This is a genomic window from Pseudomonas sp. GL_103, from assembly GCF_057835175.1.
Window position 1 is genome coordinate 888892 of sequence record NZ_CM174420.1, and the last position, 19222, is coordinate 908113.

General features: G+C 59.6%; 14 protein-coding genes. 7 read left to right on the forward strand and 7 right to left on the reverse strand.

Going from position 1 to position 19222, the window contains the following annotated elements; all coding sequences use genetic code 11:
• Window positions 1-8: 8 nt before the first annotated feature.
• The 7 genes from AC3IP0_RS03945 to AC3IP0_RS03975 all read right to left on the reverse strand — a co-directional run bounded on the left by AC3IP0_RS03945 (window position 9) and on the right by AC3IP0_RS03975 (window position 9989).
• Window positions 9-920 (reverse strand): ABC transporter permease subunit, encoded by a 912-nt coding sequence (locus AC3IP0_RS03945; RefSeq protein ID WP_489318333.1) that lies wholly within the window; start codon window positions 918-920, stop codon window positions 9-11.
• Window positions 921-930: 10 nt separating this feature from the next.
• Entirely contained in the window at window positions 931-1941 is a 1011-nt protein-coding gene (locus tag AC3IP0_RS03950; protein WP_489318334.1) for an ABC transporter permease subunit, read from the reverse strand.
• 72 nt (window positions 1942-2013) lie between these two features.
• On the reverse strand, window positions 2014-3609 hold the full coding sequence (locus AC3IP0_RS03955) for an ABC transporter substrate-binding protein (RefSeq protein ID WP_489318335.1): 1596 nt from the start codon (window positions 3607-3609) through the stop codon (window positions 2014-2016).
• A 78-nt stretch (window positions 3610-3687) separates the two neighbouring features.
• Window positions 3688-5121: an OprD family porin gene (locus AC3IP0_RS03960; protein ID WP_489318336.1), complete on the reverse strand. Its 1434-nt coding sequence runs from the start codon at window positions 5119-5121 to the stop codon at window positions 3688-3690.
• Between the two features lie 173 nt (window positions 5122-5294).
• Window positions 5295-6896, reverse strand: coding sequence for an ABC transporter substrate-binding protein (locus AC3IP0_RS03965; RefSeq protein WP_489326695.1), 1602 nt, complete (start codon window positions 6894-6896; stop codon window positions 5295-5297).
• 303 nt (window positions 6897-7199) lie between these two features.
• The gene (locus AC3IP0_RS03970; RefSeq protein WP_489318338.1) at window positions 7200-8825 is read right to left on the reverse strand and encodes an ABC transporter substrate-binding protein; all 1626 of its coding nucleotides are present in this window, start codon (window positions 8823-8825) and stop codon (window positions 7200-7202) included.
• 447 nt (window positions 8826-9272) lie between these two features.
• The gene (locus AC3IP0_RS03975; RefSeq protein ID WP_489318339.1) at window positions 9273-9989 is read right to left on the reverse strand and encodes an SIMPL domain-containing protein; all 717 of its coding nucleotides are present in this window, start codon (window positions 9987-9989) and stop codon (window positions 9273-9275) included.
• Between the two features lie 261 nt (window positions 9990-10250).
• On the opposite strand from AC3IP0_RS03975, the gene AC3IP0_RS03980 reads away from it, so the two are divergent.
• The 7 genes from AC3IP0_RS03980 (at window position 10251) to AC3IP0_RS04010 (ending at window position 19214) form a co-directional block, all read left to right on the forward strand.
• Window positions 10251-11513, forward strand: coding sequence for an ATP-binding protein (locus tag AC3IP0_RS03980; protein WP_489318340.1), 1263 nt, complete (start codon window positions 10251-10253; stop codon window positions 11511-11513).
• Window positions 11506-12066, forward strand: a complete 561-nt coding sequence (locus tag AC3IP0_RS03985) for a response regulator transcription factor (RefSeq protein ID WP_007973041.1) — start codon at window positions 11506-11508, stop codon at window positions 12064-12066. The genes AC3IP0_RS03980 and AC3IP0_RS03985 overlap by 8 nt, the downstream gene beginning before the upstream one ends.
• Before the next feature lie 97 nt (window positions 12067-12163).
• Entirely contained in the window at window positions 12164-13891 is a 1728-nt protein-coding gene (locus AC3IP0_RS03990) for an ABC transporter ATP-binding protein/permease (protein ID WP_489318341.1), read from the forward strand.
• Between the two features lie 211 nt (window positions 13892-14102).
• Window positions 14103-14852, forward strand: a complete 750-nt coding sequence (locus AC3IP0_RS03995; RefSeq protein WP_223467498.1) for a FadR/GntR family transcriptional regulator — start codon at window positions 14103-14105, stop codon at window positions 14850-14852.
• Between the two features lie 425 nt (window positions 14853-15277).
• Window positions 15278-16189 carry a 5-dehydro-4-deoxyglucarate dehydratase gene (gene kdgD, locus AC3IP0_RS04000; RefSeq protein WP_007976489.1) on the forward strand — a complete coding sequence of 304 codons (912 nt, stop codon included), beginning with the start codon at window positions 15278-15280 and terminating at the stop codon, window positions 16187-16189.
• A 61-nt stretch (window positions 16190-16250) separates the two neighbouring features.
• The gene (locus AC3IP0_RS04005) at window positions 16251-17690 is read left to right on the forward strand and encodes an aldehyde dehydrogenase family protein (RefSeq protein WP_489318344.1); all 1440 of its coding nucleotides are present in this window, start codon (window positions 16251-16253) and stop codon (window positions 17688-17690) included.
• A gap of 45 nt (window positions 17691-17735) precedes the next feature.
• Complete coding sequence (locus tag AC3IP0_RS04010; protein ID WP_489326697.1) at window positions 17736-19214, forward strand: MFS transporter; 1479 nt, start codon at window positions 17736-17738, stop codon at window positions 19212-19214.
• Window positions 19215-19222 lie beyond the last annotated feature (8 nt).

A 19222-nucleotide genomic window follows, 5' to 3' on the forward strand; every position in this document is an offset into this window, starting at 1 on the left:
GAATCTCCTCAGGCGGCGTTCTTGAGTTTCGGGTCCAGCGCATCGCGCAGGCCGTCGCCCATCAGGTTGATTGCCAGCACGCTGAGCAAAATGGTCAAACCAGGCAGGCTCACTACCCACCAGGCGCGTTCGATGTAGTCGCGGGCCGAAGCCAGCATGGTGCCCCACTCAGGGGTTGGCGGTTGTACGCCAAGGCCGAGGAAGCCCAGTGCGGCGGCATCGAGGATCGCCGAGGAGAAGCTCAGGGTGGCCTGAACGATCAGCGGCGCCATGCAGTTGGGCAGCACGGTGACGAACATCAGGCGCGGCAGTCCGGCACCGGCCAGGCGCGCGGCGGTCACGTAGTCGCGGTTCAGCTCGCCCATCACCGCAGCGCGGGTCAGACGAACATAGGACGGCAGGGACACCACGGCGATGGCGATCACGGTGTTGATCAGGCCAGGGCCGAGGATGGCGACGATCGCCACGGCCAGCAGCAGGGACGGCAGGGCCAGCATGATGTCCATCAGACGCATGATGGTCGGGCCGAGCACGCGCGGGAAGAACCCGGCGAACAGGCCCATCAGGATGCCCGGGATCAGCGACATGACCACCGAGGACAAGCCGATCATCAAGGACAGGCGCGAGCCAGTGATCAGACGCGACAGCAGGTCGCGGCCCAGCTCATCGGTGCCGAGCAGGAATTGCAGTTGCCCACCTTCCAGCCAGGCCGGCGGAGTCAGCAGGAAATCGCGGTACTGCTCGCTCGGGTCGTGAGGGGCGACCCACGGGGCGAAGATGGCGCAGAAAATCACCAGCAGCATGAACATCAGGCCGGCGACGGCACCTTTGTTCTTGGAAAACGCTTGCCAGAATTCTTTGTACGGAGACGGGTACAGCAGGCTTTGATCGACTGCTACCGATGGAATTGGAGTGGTCATGGTCATGATCTCAGCGCTGGTGACGGATGCGTGGGTTGGCAAAGCCGTAGAGGATGTCCACTACGAAGTTGACCACAATCACCAGGCAGGCGATTAACAGGATGCCGTTTTGTACGACTGGATAGTCCCGGGCGCCAATGGCTTCGATCAGCCATTTGCCGATGCCGGGCCACGAGAAGATGGTTTCGGTCAGGACCGCACCGGCCAGCAGGGTGCCGACTTGCAGGCCGACCACCGTCAGTACCGGAATCAGTGCGTTACGCAGACCGTGTACGAACACCACGCGCGATGGCGACAGGCCTTTGGCCTTGGCGGTGCGAATGTAGTCTTCACGCAGCACTTCGAGCATCGAAGAACGGGTCATCCGCGCGATCACCGCCAGCGGGATGGTACCCAGCACGATAGCCGGCAGGATCAGGTGATGCAGGGCATCGAGGAACGCGCCGACGTCATCGGCCAGCAGCGTATCGATCAGCATGAAGCCGGTGCGCGGCTCGATGTCGTACAGCAGGTCGATCCGCCCGGATACCGGGGTCCAGCCCAGGCTTACCGAGAAGAACATGATCAGGATCAGGCCCCACCAGAAGATCGGCATCGAGTATCCCGCCAGGGAGATACCCATCACCCCATGGTCGAACAGGGACCCTCGCTTGAGTGCTGCGATCACCCCGGCCAGAAGGCCCAGGATGCCGGCGAACAACAGGGCGGCCATGGACAGTTCCAGGGTCGCGGGGAACAGGGAGGTGAATTCGCTCCACACGCTTTCACGGGTTCGCAGGGACTCCCCTAGATCGCCGTGGGCCAGCTTGCCGATGTAATCCAGGTACTGGGCATACAGGGGTTTGTTCAGACCTAGGCGTTCCATTGCCTGAGCGTGCATTTCGGGATCGACCCTACGTTCTCCCATCATGACTTCTACGGGGTCGCCCGGGATCATGCGAATCAACGCGAAAGTCAGCAAGGTGATGCCGAAGAACGTGGGGATCAGTAACCCCAGTCGGCGGGCAATAAAACTAAACATCGTGTGTTGTACCTCATCAGCCGGTTAGGCGTGCCCGGCATGCCTGGGTCAGGAATGCCGGGAGTTTTCTTATTACTTCACCTGGGTGGTGGCGAAGTTATTCGTGGTGAGGGGGCTAATGTGATAGCCCTCTACGTTGTTGCGCATTGCGGTGAACATTCTAGTGTGTGCCATGCTGATCCACGGCTGGTCCTGGTTAAAAATAACCTGGGCCTGTTCGTAGAGCGCGGCTCGCTCGGCCGGGTCGGTTTTCTCGCGGGCCTGGTCGAGCAGTGCCTGGAACTTGTCATTGCACCAGCGGGCGTAGTTTTCTCCGTTCTTGGCCGCTTCACAACTGAGCATAGGCGTCAGGAAGTTATCCGGGTCGCCGTTATCGCCCGCCCATCCGGCGGAAACCATGTCGTGCTCGCCGTTTTTGGCACGTTTGAGCATTTCGCCCCATTCCATCACGCGGATGTCGATCTTGATCCCGACCTTGGCCAGGTCGGCTTGCATCATCTGCGCGCCGAGCATCGGGTTCGGGTTGGTCGGACCGCCACCGTTGCGGGTGAACAGGGTGAAGGTAGTGCCTTCCGGTACGCCGGCTTCCTTGAGCAGGGCGCGCGCCTTGTCCAGGTCATGGGCCGGGTTCTTCAGGCTGTGGTTGTAGCCCAGCAGGGTGTCCGGGAACGGGTTGACTGCTGCGGTCGCATTGCCCTTGCCGAACAACGCATTGACGTACGCCTCTTTGTCGAAGGCGATGTCGATGGCTTTGCGCACCCGGACGTCACTCATGTACTTGTGCGTGGTGTTCATGGCGACGTAGGAAACGGTCATCGCGTTCAGTTCATCGACCTTCAGGTTCGAGTCTTTCTTGATGCTCGGGATATCGTCCGGCTTCGGATACAGCGCGACCTGGCACTCGTTGGCCTTGAGTTTTTGCAGGCGCACGTTGTTGTCGGTGGCGATGGCCAGGATCAACGCATCGGCCGGCGGCTTGCCACGGAAGTAGTCCGGGTTGGCCTTGAAGCGAACCTGGGCGTCCTTGTTGTAGCGCTGGAAGACGAACGGGCCGGTGCCGACTGGCTTGTTGTTCAGGTCGCCGGTCTTGTTGGCCTTGAGCAACTGGTCGGCGTACTCGGCGGAGTAGATCGAGGAGAAGGCCATGGCAATGTCGGCCAGGAACGGCGCTTCGCGACGGGTCAGGGTGAACTTGACCGTGTTGTCGTCGACTTTCTCGACGCTTTTCAGCAGTTCCTTGAAGCCCATGCTTTCAAAGTACGGGAAGCCCACGCTCGACAGTTTGTGCCATGGATGATTCGGGTCCAGTTGGCGCTGGAAGCTCCAGACCACGTCGTCGGCATTCATGTCGCGGGTCGGCTTGAAGTAGTCGGTGGTGTGGAACTTGACGCCTTTACGCAGATGGAACGTGTAGCTCAGGCCGTCTTCGCTGATGTCCCAGGAATCGGCCAGCGCCGGAATCACGTCGGTGGTACCAGGCTTGAAATCTGCCAGGCGATTGAAGATGGTTTCGGCCACGGCATCGGCGGTGACTGCAGTCGTGTACTGGACCATGTCGAAGCCTTCGGGGCTGGCTTCCGTGCAAACCACCAGGGGCTTGGCCGAAACACCGACAGCGACACTGAGCAACGCGGCCGCGATGGCCGCACGTAGGGGAAGCATTTTCATCAAGAACCCTCTGCAATCAGTTAAAGGACAAAAGCCGAACGGCTGATTCGTCACTGAATCAGCCGTTCGGCAGCGGCATTACAGGATGTTGAACGGAACCGTGGTCACGAGACGGAACTCGTTGATGCTGCCGTCAGCCTGGTTTTCGCTGGCACGGTGAGCGGTGTAGGTGCCGCGAATCGTGGTGGCCTTGAGCGGGCCGCTCTGCACGGCGTAGGTCGCGCCGATGCCGTATTCATAGTGGTGTTCGCCATCCTGGGACTGGATGCCGTCGTAACCCTTGCCTGCCACGCCGCCGTTGCCGGTGTAGTGAGTACCGTCGATACCCCAGCCGCGAGCCTGGTAGATGTTGAACTTCAGGCCTGGCACGCCGTACTCGGCCATGTTCAGACCGTAGGCAACCTGGAACGATTTTTCGTTCGGGCCGTTGAAGTCCGACAGCAGGGAGTTGGCCAGGTAGATACCGTTGGTTTCGTGCAGGTAGTCGAAGTACTCGTTACCGTTCACTTCCTGGTACGAGAAGGTCAGGGTGTGGGCCTGGTGGGTCAGGCCGAACGACAGCGAGTAGGTGTCGTTGTCGATATCGCCGATCAGGGCTTTACCGGTTTCCTTGGTTTTGTAGTAGTTCAGGCCGGTGGTCAGGCTCAGTACCTGGCTGTCGCCCAGTACGTGAGAGGCGCCGAAGTAGTACTGGTTCCAGATGTCTTCAGCCTGGGTCGCCCAGAGGCTGGTGGTCAGGCTGGCAAATGGGGTGTAGGTCAGACCGCCGGTGTAGACGTGGTCCGTTTCAACGATGCCGTTGGCGTATTCGGTGCGGAATTTGCGCTGGCTTTCTTCGGTACGCGGTGAGTTGCGGTCGAAGGTGGCCAGGTCGAAGGCCAGGTTGTTCAGTTCTTCGCTGTGGATGGCCACGCCCTGGAAGCTCGAAGGCAGTGCACGGTTACCGATCACGTCGACCATCGGGCTGCTGAAGTTCATGCGGCCGGCGGTCAGGGTGCTGTTGGAGACACGGGCCTTGACGTTGGCCAGGCCCAGTTTGCTCCACTGGCCTTGAGCGTCGCCGCCCTCTTTGGTCAGGGTACGGTTGTTGCCCGCGCCTGGACGAGAGCCGGGTGCGCCGCCGTTGTTGGACGCCAGGTCTTTGCGGTCCCGGTCCAGGGCAACGGCGTTGTAGGCGGCGACTTCAGTGCTGAAACCTACAGTGCCTTCGGTGAAGCCCGAGTTGTACTTGAGGATAGTGCCCTGGACCCAGTTGATCCGGCGATCGGTCGGGGTCGAAACGCCGTCCTTCTTGTAGGCGAACTTGGCGCCGCGTTGCAGTTGCTCGTTGGCGTACCAGTTGCGCGTGGTGCCGGTGATCGACTGGCCTTCGACAAAGCCGGTGGCTTCGCTTTGGGCGCTTTTCTCGTTCACGGTAACCGGGGTGAAAGCCTGGCTTTGGGTTTCTGCGTAAGCCGTGGCGGTTACGCTGCTGATGGCCAAGGCCAATAACGCGGTGCTGCTCAGTTTCATGGGTAAAGCTCCTTACTTTCTTTTTTTTATGCCGGTCTTTTTGGGTGATCCGGCTATTGGTTTAGAACTCATACACGGCATCGCAAACGTTTGCTGTACGCCAAATTGGCGAAAGACGGCAAAGCGTCTGCGTGAGGGCGGAAAATCCGCCCCCGGCATTTCTGGCTAATCGGTTATTTTTCTATGCTGACACCCGAGAAAACGTTGCGACCGAACGGGCTCACCTTGAACCCTTCGATTTTGGCGCTCAGCGGCTGGTTGACCGTTGAGTGGGCGACTGGCGTGATCGGCACCTGCTGCTTGAGGTACTGCTGCGCCTGTTTGTAGAGCAGGGTGCGCTGGTCGCGATCGGTGACAACCTTGGCCTGCTTGATCAGCTTGTCGTAAGCCGGATCACACCACATCGAGTAATTGTTACCGCCAATGGCATCACAGCTGTAGAGGGTGCCGAGCCAGTTGTCCGGATCACCGTTGTCACCGGTCCAGCCGATCAGGCTGATGTCGTGCTCGCCATTCTTGGTGCGCTTGATGTACTCGCCCCACTCATAGCTGACGATCTTGACCTTGAGGCCGATCTTCGCCCAATCAGCCTGGAGCATCTCGGCCATCAACTTGGCGTTGGGGTTGTACGGACGCTGGACCGGCATGGCCCAGAGGGTGATTTCAGTGCCTTCCTTGACGCCGGCAGCCTTGAGCAATTCCTTGGCTTTTTCCGGGTTGTAGGCGGCGTCCTTGATCGTGTCGTCGTAGGACCATTGGGTCGGCGGCATGGCGTTGACCGCCAGTTGCCCCGCACCCTGGTAGACGGCATTGAGAATGCCTTGCTTGTTCACAGCCATGTCCAGCGCCTGGCGTACTTCGAGCTGGTCGAAGGGTTTGTGGCGCACGTTGTAGGCGATGTAGCCGAGGTTGAAACCCGGCTTCTCGATCAGTTGCAGGGCCGGGTCGCTCTTCAGCGCGGTCACATCGGCAGGGCGCGGATGCAGGGTGATCTGGCACTCGCCGGCCTTGAGTTTCTGCACGCGCACCGAGGCGTCGGTGTTGATGGCGAAAATCAGGTTGTCGAGCTTGACCCGGCTCGGGTCCCAGTAGTGCTTGTTGCCGGTGTAACGGATGTTCGAGTCTTTTTGGTAGCTCTTGAACACGAACGGCCCGGTGCCGATCGGCTTCTGGTTGATGTCGCTCGGCTTGCCTTCGGCCAGCAGCTTGTCGGCGTATTCGGCCGAAAGAATGGCGGCGAAGCTCATGGCGATGTTCTGGATGAACGCGGCGTCCACGCTATTGAGCGTAAAGACCACGGTCAGCGGCCCGGTCTTTTCGACCTTGGCGATGTTCTTGTTCAGGCTCATGCCGTTGAAGTACGGAAACTCTGTCGGATAAGCCTTACGGAAAGGTTGTTGCGGGTCGAGCATGCGATTGAACGTGAACAGCACGTCATCGGCATTGAAGTCGCGGGTCGGCGTGAAGTATTTAGTGGTATGAAACTTCACCCCTTCGCGCAGGTGAAACGTGTATTTGAGGCCGTCCTCGGAAATGTCCCAGCTCGTGGCCAGGCCCGGTACGACGTTGGTCGCACCTTTTTCAAACTCAGCCAACCGGTTGTACAGCGGCTCGGCGGCATCGTTGTCGGTCGCAGTGGTGTACTGCGCCGTGTCGAAACCGGCGGGGCTGCCTTCGGAGCAGAACACCAGGCTGTTGTTGGCGGCCTGGCTGATGGAAGTGGCGGCCAACAGGCCGGTGCCCAGCAATGCGGATAAAACCAGGGTATGGCGCATAACGCTTCCTTTTCTCTCAAAGTGTTGTCAATGAGCCGCCGTCCCGTCCGCGGACGTAGAGGCATCACTGATTTCAAGCCATGCACACAGCAGTAACCGATGACCCACGCGTGCACTGGTCGGATCCCGACGGTATGAGCCACGGGTCCGGCAGTAAATGCGTAGAGTCCTAAAGACTCGTAGGAAATGGCAACGCGTCCTCGCCCGATGCTGTAGTCAGCTGCGGATTAGGATGTAGGCGAATTCCTGCTTTCTCGGTAGATAAAGCAACGGCGACGTCAGGAACGTCGCCGTTGCAAAACCTTATTTGCTGACGCTGACGCCGTAGAAGGAGTTCAAGCCAAATGGGCTGATCTTGAAGTCCTGCACGTTGGCGCGCATGGGTTGGAACACCGTCGAGTGAGCGATAGGTGTCATAGGCACAGCGTCTTTGAGGACGTGTTGCGCCTGCTTGTACAGTTCGGTGCGTTTGCCTTGATCCGAAGTGCGCTTGGCTTGCTTGACGATGTCGTCAAACTTCTTGTCGCACCATTTGGAGAAGTTGTTGCCTTCCAGCGAGTCGCAGCCGAACAGCACGTTCAGCCAGTTGTCCGGGTCACCGTTGTCGCCGCTCCAGCCAATCAGCATCGCCTGGTTCTCGCCACCTTTGGAGCGCTTGATGTACTCGCCCCACTCGTAGCTCTGGATCTTGACCTTGAGGCCGATCTTGGACCAGTCGGACTGCAGCATTTCTGCCATCAGCTTGGCGTTCGGGTTGTAAGGACGCTGTACCGGCATCGCCCAGAGAACGATTTCGGTGCCATCTTTCACGCCGGCTTCCTTGAGCAGCTCTTTGGCTTTCTCAGGGTTGTACGGCGCATCCTTGATGGTGGTGTCGTAGGACCACTGGGTCGGCGGCATGGCGTTGACGGCCAGTTGGCCTGCGCCTTGGTACACGGAGTCGATGATCTGTTGCTTGTTGACCGCCATGTCCATTGCCTGGCGTACCTTCAGGTCAGCCAACGGGTTCGCATCGGTTTGTCCCTTGACCTTGGGCATCACGTTGTAGGCGATGTAACCGAGGTTGAAACCAGCCTGGTCAGGCAGTTTCAGGGTCTTGTCTTCGCGCAGCGCCTTGAGGTCGGCCGGACGAGGGAACAGGGTGACCTGGCACTCGTTCTTCTTCAGCTTCTGGATACGTACCGACGGGTCGGTGGTGATGGCGAAGATCAGGTTGTCGATCTTCACGTCGTCAGGCTTCCAGTAGTCCTTGTTCCCGGTGTAGCGGATGTTGGAGTCTTTCTGGTAGCTCTTGAACACGAACGGACCAGTGCCGACTGGCTTCTGGTTGATGTCGGCAGCCTTGCCTTCCTTGAGCAGCTGGGCAGCGTACTCGGCGGACTGGATCGAGGCGAAGCTCATGGCCATGTTCTGGATGAACGCGGCATCAACGTCCTTGAGGGTGAACTTGACCGTGTGGTCGTCGACTTTATCGATCTTGGTGATGTTGGTATCCATCCCCATGTCGGTGAAGTACGGGAATTCGGTCGGGTACGCTTTGCGGAACGGGTCATCCTTGTTAATCATGCGATTAAAGGTGAACAGCACGTCGTCGGCGTTGAACTCACGAGTTGGCTTGAAGTACGGCGTGGTATGGAACTTGACGCCTTCACGCAGGTGGAAGGTGTAAGTCAGGCCGTCATCGGAAACGTCCCACTTGGTCGCCAGCCCAGGAATAACGGCGGTGCCGCCGCGCTCGAACTGGGTGAGGCGGTTGAACATGGTTTCTGCAGAGGCGTCGAAGTCGGTTCCGGTGGTGTATTGACCTGGATCGAAACCGGCCGGGCTCCCTTCGGAGCAGAACACCAGGTTAGTCGCTGCTTGGGCGAACGGTGCGCTGGCTAGCAAGCTTGCGCCAACTAAGAACGGAATGACCGCGTGTTTAAGCATGGTGGCCTCATGATTTGTTGTCATTTTTGGAATTAGAGGACGACCTCGTGAGTCGTGCCTGCGGATACTTATGCAGGGGCCATACCCAATGCAAGATCCAGAGTGACTACAAGCCTTAAACGGTGGTACGAACGTACCTTAATGTCGCATTTGTATAAATCCTGACGTATATGACCGTTTGCGCGGCATATTTACGGTGCAAACGACGCACTTTTACAGTGCGCTCCTGGCTCGGGTTGCTCCCGCGTGGGGCGGTGGTGTTACTTATTCATACCCCGGATTGTGGGGTGGGCATGGCGTGAATAAGAGTGGTTATTGTTGCACCGATAGTGGCCAATCGACGGCTTTTCTCGGGTGGACCTATCCAGTTATAGCTCATGCCTGAAAACTGCCAAAAAAAACGGCGATCATTTTTATGATCGCCGTTTTTGTTTGCGGGCTATCGACTCAAGGCATCAGCACTTCAATCGAACCATCGGCGGTCATGCTGACCTGGCTGGTGCCGGCTTCAACATCCGGCGTCACCGGTGCGGAGTCCATGGCGGCGGCTTTCATCATCATTGGCGCGCGCATGTAAGGCTGTGGATAACCGTTGCTGTTGAGGTTCAGGTTGACGATTTTGTAGCTCTTGCCGCCAAGGGCGTCGGTGGCCAGTTGAGCGCGGGCCTTGAAGGCGGTCACGGCGTCCTTGAGCAGGGCATCTTCGCTGGCCTTGCGGGTCGGGGTGGCGATGGCGAAGTCCATGCCGCCCATTTTCAGGTCGGTGAGCAGTTCGCCGGTCAGCTTCGACAGTGCGGCGAAGTCCGAGCTTTCCAGGCGCAATTCGGCGCGCTCGCGCCAGCCGGTGATTTTCTGGCCCTTGGTGTCGTAGATCGGGTAGCTGTTGCGGCTGCCCTGGCGCAGAGTGATGTCCTTGACTTGCTTGGCCTTGGCCAGCGCCTTGTTCATGGTGGTGCTGACATCGGCGGCGAGTTTGGCCGGGTCGGTGTTCTGTTCTTCGGTGTAGAGGGTCACGATCATCAGGTCGCGGGCCACTTCCTGACTGACTTCGGCTCGCAGGGAGATCTGGTTGTAATGCAGCTCGTCGGCGGCCAGGGCCGGGAGGCTGGCGACGCTGCCAACGCTCAGGGCGAGGAGGGCGGCGCTGCGGCGGAATGTGTGCATGAAGGCTCCTTGAAAGGTGCGCAGGGGTATGATCCGGGCCTGCGTGAAACCATCAGACTCTAGCTTTTATGCTCCGGTTCGCACAGTTACAACTTCTATACAGATGGTGCACAGGTGGCTGCTTCGCAGCCAATCGCGAGCTGGCCTCATAGACGCTGCAGACCCTCCTGCCATGTGGCCGTTTGCCGCACTTTTGCCTGTCAGCCCCCGTGCTTGGTTATACTCCCTGCGATCCGCCTGGAGCGCTCATCAGGAGAGCTCATGCTCGCCCCCGTTCAAATCACTTCTGCCACTCGCCAGAACCTCTGGCGGCTGACGTTCATCCGCACGTTGGTGCTGGCCGCCCAGGCCGGTTCCGTTGGCCTGGCCTACTGGCTCGAATTGCTGCCACTGCCCTGGTTTCAACTGGCGGCGACACTCGCATGTTCAATGCTGCTGTGCGTGTTCACGGCGATTCGCCTGCGCACCTCGTGGCCGGTGACCGAGCTCGAATACGCCGTGCAACTGGCCTGCGACCTGTTTATCCACAGTGCCTTGCTGTATTTCTCCGGCGGCTCGACCAACCCCTTCGTCTCCTATTACCTGGTGCCGCTGACCATTGCCGCGGTGACGTTGCCATGGCGTTATTCGGTGATCCTGTCGGGTATCGCGCTGACGATGTATACGCTGTTGCTGGCGCAGTTCTACCCGCTGCAAACCTTCCCGATCGCTCGGGAAAACCTGCAGGTGTACGGGATGTGGTTGAGCTTCGCCCTCGCCGCCGCAGTGATCACGTTCTTCGCCGCGCGCATGGCCGAAGAGCTGCGTCGCCAGGAAGAGTTGCGCGCCATTCGTCGCGAAGAAGGCTTGCGCGATCAGCAACTGCTGGCCGTCGCCACCCAGGCCGCCGGCGCGGCCCATGAGCTGGGCACGCCGCTGGCGACCATGAGTGTGCTACTCAAGGAAATGCGTCAGGACCACCATGACCCGATGTTGCAGGACGACCTGAGCGTGCTGCAGGATCAGGTCAAGCTGTGCAAGCAAACCTTGCAGCAACTGGTGCGCGCCGCCGAGGCCAATCGCCGGTTGGCGGTGGAGATGCAGGACGTCACCGATTGGCTTGATGAAGCCCTCAATCGCTGGCACCTGATGCGCCCGGAAGCCAGTTATCGCTTCCAGCGCCTCGGCCAGGGCGCAGTACCCCGCATGGCGCCGCCGCCAGACCTGACCCAGGCATTGCTGAATCTGCTGAACAACGCTGCCGATGCCTGTCCCGAAGGGCTGCAAGTGACGCTGGACTGGGATTGGGAAAACCTGACCATCAGCATTCGTGACCATGGCGCCGGTGTGCCGCTGGCCATCGCCGAGCAAATCGGCAAACCGTTTTTTACCACCAAGGGCAAAGGCTTCGGCCTGGGCCTGTTTTTGAGCAAGGCCAGCGTGACACGCGCCGGCGGCTCAGTGAAACTCTACAGTCATGAGGAAGGTGGCACGCTCACCGAGCTGCGCCTGCCCCGTGTCGCCCGAGGAGACGAACATGAGTGAAGAGATCCAAGTCGAAGGCGAAGAACTGCCGCATTTGTTGCTGGTCGATGACGACGCCACATTCACCCGCGTCATGGCCCGCGCCATGGCCCGCCGCGGTTTTCGCGTCAGCACCGCCGGTTCCGCCGAGGAAGGCCTGGAGCTGGCCAAGGCCGATCTGCCGGATTATGCCGCCCTGGACCTGAAGATGGACGGCGATTCCGGCCTGGTGCTGCTGCCCAAGTTGCTGGAAATGGACCCGGAAATGCGCGTGGTGATCCTCACCGGTTACTCGAGCATCGCCACCGCCGTCGAGGCGATCAAGCGCGGTGCCTGCAACTACCTGTGCAAGCCGGCGGACGCCGACGACGTGTTGGCGGCGCTGCTGTCCGAGCACGCCGACCTCGACAGCCTGGTGCCGGAAAACCCGATGTCCGTGGACCGCCTGCAGTGGGAGCACATCCAGCGCGTGCTGACCGAGCACGAAGGCAACATCTCCGCCACGGCCCGTGCCCTGGGCATGCACCGCCGCACCCTGCAGCGCAAACTGCAGAAGCGTCCCGTTCGCCGCTGAACCTGCGCTGAACGAATGCGGGCCGTATCTCGCGACAAACCGGACCGATCATCTATGATCGGTTCGTGTGCGTACTTTTCTCTATCGAGCCTTATCCATGAATCAGAACGCTGAGTATTCCGCGGTCAACGACGCCGTGCGCGGGCAGTTTTTTCGCAAAGTGTGGGCGATGATCACGCCTTACTGGCGCAGTGAAGAGAAGGTCAAGGCCTGGACACTGTTGATCGCGGTGATTGCGCTGTCGCTGATCAGCGTGGGGATCTCGGTGTGGTTCAACACCTGGTACAAGGACTTCTACAACGCCCTGCAAAAGAAGGACGAGGCAGCGTTCTGGCAACTGATCCTGTACTTCTGCGCGATTGCGGCGGTGGCGATTGTCGGCGCGGTGTATCGGCTGTATCTGACGCAGATGCTGACGATCCGCTGGCGGGCATGGCTCACTGAAAAGCACTTTGCACGCTGGCTCGCCGACAAGAATTACTACCAGCTGGAGCAGGGCGGTTACACCGATAACCCGGACCAGCGGATTTCCGAAGACCTCAATAACTTCACCTCCAACACCCTTGAATTGGGTATCGGGCTGCTGCGCAATATCGTCAGCCTGGTGTCGTTCTCGATCATTCTGTGGGGTGTATCGGGCAGCATTGAAGTATTCGGCATCACCATTCCCGGCTACATGTTCTGGTGCGTGCTGGTCTACGCGGTGGTCGGCAGCTGGTTGACGCATTTGATCGGTCGTCGCCTGATCGGCCTGAACAACCAGCAGCAACGCTTCGAAGCCGACCTGCGTTTCTCCATGGTGCGAATTCGCGAGAATGCCGAAAGCATCGCGTTGTACAACGGCGAACCGAACGAGAATCGTCGGTTGAGCAGCCGCTTCGGGATGGTCTGGCATAACTTCTGGGACATCATGAAAGTGTCCAAGCGCCTGACGTTCTTCACCGCCGGTTACAGTCAGGCCGCCATCATCTTCCCGTTCATGGTTGCCGCGCCGCGTTACCTTTCCGGCAAGATCGAACTGGGCGAGCTGATGCAAATCAGCTCGGCGTTCGGCAATGTGCAGGAAAGTTTCAGCTGGTTTATCAGTGCGTACCAGAGCCTCGCTTCCTGGCGCGCCACCTGCGATCGTCTGTTGAGCTTCCACCAGGCCATGCGTGACAACGAAGAGCGTGCGCCGGCCATCGACGTACAGAATTCGGGCTCGGTGCTGAAGGTGCACAACCTCGGCCTCGACCTGGCTGAAGGTCGCCACCTGCTGACCAACGCCGACATGACCGTGGAGGAGGGCGAGCGTGTGATGCTCAGCGGTCGTTCCGGCAGCGGCAAGTCGACCCTGTTGCGGGCGATGGGACATCTGTGGCCGACCGGCCACGGCAGTATTCGCCTGCCATCGGCGCGCTACCTGTTCCTGCCGCAAAAACCGTATTTGCCGATTGGCACCCTGCGTGATGTCCTCAGTTATCCACAGCCCGGCGATACCTATCCGAACGAGCGCTACGCGCAGGTGCTGGAAACCTGCCGCTTGCCGCACCTGATTGCCCGTCTCGACGAAGCCAACCACTGGCAGCGCATGTTGTCGCCGGGTGAGCAGCAGCGCCTGGCCTTCGCCCGTGCGCTGCTTTATGCACCGCAATGGCTGTATATGGACGAAGCCACCTCGGCGATGGACGAAGAGGACGAGGCCACGTTGTATCAGGCGCTGATCGATGAGTTGCCGGGGCTGAGTATCGTCAGCGTCGGACATCGCAGCAGCCTGAAGCGCTTCCACCCGCGGCACATTCGTATCGAGAATGGCCATCTGGTGGACCAGGCCGTGACTGCATAAACACCTCAAATACCCTTGTGGGAGCGGGCTTGCTCCGGGCGGCGTTCCGACGAAAGCGGTCTGACATTCGATATTGAAGATGTCTGACACACCGCCTTCGCGAGCAAGCCCGCTCCCACAGGGGGCAGTGCTCATCTTGACGGTGATCGTACAACCGCGTTGCGCTATGATGCGCTTTAAGCCGCCGAATTTTTCGAGACAGATGTTCACCATGGAAAACCCGAACGACGCACCACGCCTCCCACGCAAGCGCCGCAGCCTCGCTCAGGAACTGGTGACGGTGCTGTCCGAGCAGATCCGCGACGGTCATCTCAAGCGTGGCGACAAATTGCCCACCGAGTCGGCCATCATGGATGCCCATGGTGTCAGCCGCACGGTGGTGCGCGAGGCGATTTCCCGTTTGCAGGCGGCAGGGCAAGTGGAAACCCGCCACGGTATCGGCACCTTCGTGCTCGACACGCCGAGCCCGAGCGGTTTCCGTATAGACCCGGCGACCGTGGTGACCTTGCGAGATGTGCTGGCGATCCTGGAACTGCGCATCAGCCTGGAAGTGGAGTCCGCCGGGCTGGCGGCGCAACGTCGCAGTCCGGAACAACTGGCCAACATGCGCGCCGCCCTCGATGCGTTGAATGAAAGTGCCGCTCATGCCAGTGACGCCGTGGCTTCGGACTTCGCCTTCCACCTCGAAATCGCGCTGTCCACCGGCAACCGCTATTTCACCGACATCATGACCCACCTGGGCACCAGCATCATTCCACGTACACGGCTGAACTCTGCACGCCTGGCCCATGACGACCAGCAGCACTACATGGGTCGCCTGAGCCGTGAGCACGAAGAAATCTACGACGCCATCGCCCGTCAGGATTCCGATGCGGCGCGGGCCGCCATGCGTTTGCATCTGACCAACAGCCGTGAGCGGTTGCGTCATGCCCATGAAGAGGCTGAGGCGCAGCGGGGCTGAGTGTTCTGATTCCAATCCTGTATTGGCTGACAGATTGCCTTCGCGAGCAAGCCCGCTCCCACATTTGATCTGCGTCGTTCACAAATAGTGAGTTCGCAGAAATTCAAATGTGGGAGCGGGCTTGCTCGCGAAGAGGCCGTAAGCCATCCCACAAAACCTTCAGTCAGCCTCTCTTTTACTTATCCCTTGCTTTAATCTTCCGACAACGTATCTCTTGAGCGCCTGTTTTTCGAGGTGTGATCATTCCTGTTCTCCTCCGTAGAAACCCTCTAGAACCCGGACTCGACGTATTTCTTGTCGAACAATTTTTCCTCGCAGCGATGAAATGCAGTTGACGGTTGTATTTTAAGTTGTACGATGACCTACAACTTCAGCGCGAGCTGAACGGTTTTTCACACAACGTCGCAATCCAGGGTGTTCGAATAATGAATCCACAAGAACTGAAGTCCATCCTCTCTTCCGGTCTGCTGTCTTTCCCGGTTACCGATTTCAATGCACAGGGCGACTTCAACCGCGCTGGCTACATCAAGCGTCTGGAATGGCTGGCCCCATACGGCGCCTCGGCTCTGTTCGCCGCAGGCGGCACCGGTGAGTTCTTCTCTCTGGCGGCCAGCGAATATTCGGAAATCATCAAGACTGCCGTCGACACTTGCGCCACCAGCGTGCCAATCCTGGCCGGCGTGGGCGGTTCGACCCGCCAGGCCATCGAATACGCACAGGAAGCCGAGCGTCTGGGCGCCAAGGGCCTGTTGCTGCTGCCGCACTACCTGACCGAAGCCAGCCAGGACGGCGTTGCCGCCCACGTTGAAGCCGTGTGCAAGTCGGTCAACATCGGCGTGGTGGTCTACAACCGTAACGTCTGCCGACTGACCGCACCGCTGCTGGAACGTCTGGCCGAGCGCTGCCCGAACCTGATCGGCTACAAGGATGGCCTGGGTGATATCGAGTTGATGGTGTCGATCCGTCGCCGCCTCGGTGATCGCTTCAGCTACCTGGGTGGCTTGCCGACCGCCGAAGTCTACGCCGCGGCCTACAAGGCGCTGGGCGTGCCGGTCTACTCCTCGGCGGTGTTCAACTTCATCCCGAAAACCGCGATGGACTTCTACCACGCGATCGCTCGTGAAGATCACGCCACCGTCGGCAAGATCATCGACGACTTCTTCCTGCCGTACCTGGACATCCGTAACCGCAAGGCCGGTTATGCCGTGAGCATCGTCAAGGCCGGGGCAAAAATCGCCGGCTACGACGCAGGTCCTGTGCGTGCACCGCTGACCGATCTGACCGGCGAAGAGTACGAAATGCTCGCCGCGCTGATCGACAAGCAGGGTGCGCAGTAACACATCCGTTTAAGTAAGGCCGCTGAGCAATCAGCGGCCTTTTGCGTGAGGAGATCTCAAAGTGGCAGATGCAAAGCGTTTTGATAACTACATCAACGGCGAATGGGTTGCCGGTGGCGACTATTCGACCAACATCAACCCGTCCGAACTGAGCGACGCCATCGGCGACTACGCCAAGGCAGATCTGGCCCAGGTCCACGCCGCCATCGACGCCGCCCGTGCCGCGTTCCCGGCCTGGTCCACTTCCGGCATTCAGGCGCGTCACGATTCCCTGGACAAAGTCGGTACTGAAATCCTCGCCCGTCGCGAAGAGCTCGGTACCCTGCTGGCCCGGGAAGAGGGCAAGACCCTGCCTGAAGCCATCGGCGAAGTGACCCGCGCCGGCAACATCTTCAAGTTCTTCGCCGGCGAGTGCCTGCGCCTGTCCGGCGACTACCTGCCGTCGGTGCGTCCGGGCGTCAACGTTGAAGTCACTCGTGAAGCCCTGGGCGTGGTCGGTCTGATCACCCCGTGGAACTTCCCGATCGCCATTCCGGCGTGGAAAATCGCCCCGGCCCTGGCCTACGGCAACTGCGTCGTGCTCAAGCCTGCTGACCTGGTTCCAGGTTGCGCCTGGGCCCTGGCCGAAATCATCTCCCGCGCAGGCTTCCCGGCCGGTGTGTTCAACCTGGTGATGGGCAGCGGTCGTGTGGTGGGCGATGCGTTGGTCCACAGCCCGAAAGTCGACGGCATCAGCTTCACAGGTTCCGTGGGCGTCGGTCGTCAGATCGCCGTCAGCTGCGTGTCGCGCCAGGCCAAGGTCCAGCTGGAAATGGGCGGCAAGAACCCGCAGATCATTCTTGACGACGCCGACCTCAAGCAAGCGGTCGAGCTGTCGGTACAGAGCGCGTTCTATTCCACTGGCCAGCGTTGCACTGCTTCCAGCCGCTTTATCGTCACCGCTGGCATCCACGACCAGTTCATCGAAGCCATGGCCGAGCGTATGAAGTCGATCAAGGTCGGCCATGCATTGAAGGCAGGCACCGATATCGGTCCGGTGGTCTCGCAAGCGCAACTTGAGCAGGACATGAAGTACATCGACATCGGCCAGTCCGAAGGTGCGCGTCTGGTCAGCGGCGGTGGTCTGGTGACGTGCGACACCGAGGGCTACTTCCTCGCGCCAACCCTGTTTGCCGACAGCGAAGCTTCGATGCGCATCAGCCAGGAAGAGATTTTCGGGCCGGTGGCCAACATCGTCCGCGTCGCCGATTACGAAGCTGCGCTGGCCATGGCCAACGACACCGAGTTCGGTCTGTCGGCGGGCATTGCTACCACTTCGTTGAAGTACGCCAACCACTTCAAGCGCCATTCCCAGGCCGGGATGGTGATGGTCAACCTGCCGACCGCCGGTGTGGATTACCACGTTCCGTTCGGTGGGCGTAAAGGTTCATCCTATGGATCACGTGAGCAAGGTCGCTATGCGCAAGAGTTTTACACGGTCGTAAAAACTGCCTACATCTGATCGTAAACGCAATACACCTGTAGGAGCTGCCGAAGGCTGCGATCTTTGCTTTTAAAGATCAAAAGATCGCAGCCTCGTTTCACTCGGCAGCTCCTACAGGGAGAAACCAAAGATTCACCCGCGCATAAAAATAATCAGTGGGAGTACATATACATGCAATCGACCCAGAAGCCGACTCACGTCCGCTATTTGATCCTGCTCATGCTGTTTCTGGTGACCACGATCAACTACGCCGACCGCGCTACCATCGCAATCGCCGGCTCCAGCCTGCAAAAAGACCTCGGCATTGACGCGGTCACCCTCGGTTATATCTTCTCCGCATTCGGTTGGGCCTACGTTGCCGGGCAAATACCCGGTGGCTGGCTGCTGGACCGATTCGGCTCGAAAAAAATCTACGCGTTGAGCATCTTTACCTGGTCGCTGTTCACCGTGCTGCAGGGTTATGTCGGCGAGTTCGGCATGTCCACCGCTGTGGTTGCGCTGTTCATGCTGCGCTTTTTGGTGGGCCTGGCCGAAGCGCCATCCTTCCCCGGCAACGCGCGCATCGTGGCGGCCTGGTTCCCGACCGCTGAACGCGGCACCGCCTCGGCGATCTTCAACTCGGCGCAATACTTTGCCACTGTGTTGTTCGCACCGTTGATGGGCTGGATCGTCTACAGCTTCGGCTGGCAGCACGTGTTCATCGTCATGGGCGTGATCGGCATCATCTTCTCCGGGATCTGGCTGAAAGTGATCTACAGCCCGCGTCAGCACCCGATGATCAATGACGCCGAGTTCAAGCACATCGCCGACAACGGCGGCATGGTCGACATGGACCAGGACAAGGGCAAAGGCAAGAAGACCGACGGTCCGAAGTGGGACTACATCCGTCAGTTGCTGACCAATCGCATGATGCTCGGCGTGTACCTGGGCCAGTACTGCATCAACGGCATCACTTACTTCTTCCTGACCTGGTTCCCGGTGTATCTGGTGCAGGAACGCGGCATGACCATCCTCAAGGCCGGTTTCATCGCGTCCTTGCCGGCGATCTGCGGCTTCATCGGTGGTGTGCTCGGCGGGGTGATTTCCGATTACCTGCTGCGCAAAGGCCATTCCCTGACCTTCGCCCGCAAGGCGCCGATCATTGCTGGCCTGCTGGTTTCCAGCAGCATCGTGGCGTGCAACTACGTCGACGTAGAATGGATGGTCGTCGGCTTCATGGCCCTGGCGTTCTTCGGCAAAGGCGTGGGTGCACTGGGCTGGGCCGTGGTGTCCGACACCTCGCCGAAGCAGATCGCCGGTCTGAGCGGTGGCCTGTTCAACACCTTCGGTAACATTGCGTCGATCACCACCCCGATCGTCATCGGCTACATCATCAGCTCCACTGGTTCATTCAAATGGGCGCTGGTATTCGTCGGTTGCAACGCATTGGTCGCGGTGTTCAGTTATCTGGTGATCGTGGGCCCGATCAAGCGAGTGGTGCTCAAGGAGCCACCAGCGAACGGTTCCGAAGCCCCTGGCAAATTGTCTCAAGCGCATTCCTGAGGAGCGGC

Coding starts and splice junctions, on each gene's coding strand:
- AC3IP0_RS03945 (WP_489318333.1), bottom strand. CDS start 920: ATGACCACTCCAATTCCATCGGTAGCAGTCGATCAAAGCCTGCTGTAC.
- AC3IP0_RS03950 (WP_489318334.1), bottom strand. CDS start 1,941: ATGTTTAGTTTTATTGCCCGCCGACTGGGGTTACTGATCCCCACGTTC.
- AC3IP0_RS03955 (WP_489318335.1), bottom strand. CDS start 3,609: ATGAAAATGCTTCCCCTACGTGCGGCCATCGCGGCCGCGTTGCTCAGT.
- AC3IP0_RS03960 (WP_489318336.1), bottom strand. CDS start 5,121: ATGAAACTGAGCAGCACCGCGTTATTGGCCTTGGCCATCAGCAGCGTA.
- AC3IP0_RS03965 (WP_489326695.1), bottom strand. CDS start 6,896: ATGCGCCATACCCTGGTTTTATCCGCATTGCTGGGCACCGGCCTGTTG.
- AC3IP0_RS03970 (WP_489318338.1), bottom strand. CDS start 8,825: ATGCTTAAACACGCGGTCATTCCGTTCTTAGTTGGCGCAAGCTTGCTA.
- AC3IP0_RS03975 (WP_489318339.1), bottom strand. CDS start 9,989: ATGCACACATTCCGCCGCAGCGCCGCCCTCCTCGCCCTGAGCGTTGGC.
- AC3IP0_RS03980 (WP_489318340.1), top strand. CDS start 10,251: ATGCTCGCCCCCGTTCAAATCACTTCTGCCACTCGCCAGAACCTCTGG.
- AC3IP0_RS03985 (WP_007973041.1), top strand. CDS start 11,506: ATGAGTGAAGAGATCCAAGTCGAAGGCGAAGAACTGCCGCATTTGTTG.
- AC3IP0_RS03990 (WP_489318341.1), top strand. CDS start 12,164: ATGAATCAGAACGCTGAGTATTCCGCGGTCAACGACGCCGTGCGCGGG.
- AC3IP0_RS03995 (WP_223467498.1), top strand. CDS start 14,103: ATGGAAAACCCGAACGACGCACCACGCCTCCCACGCAAGCGCCGCAGC.
- kdgD (WP_007976489.1), top strand. CDS start 15,278: ATGAATCCACAAGAACTGAAGTCCATCCTCTCTTCCGGTCTGCTGTCT.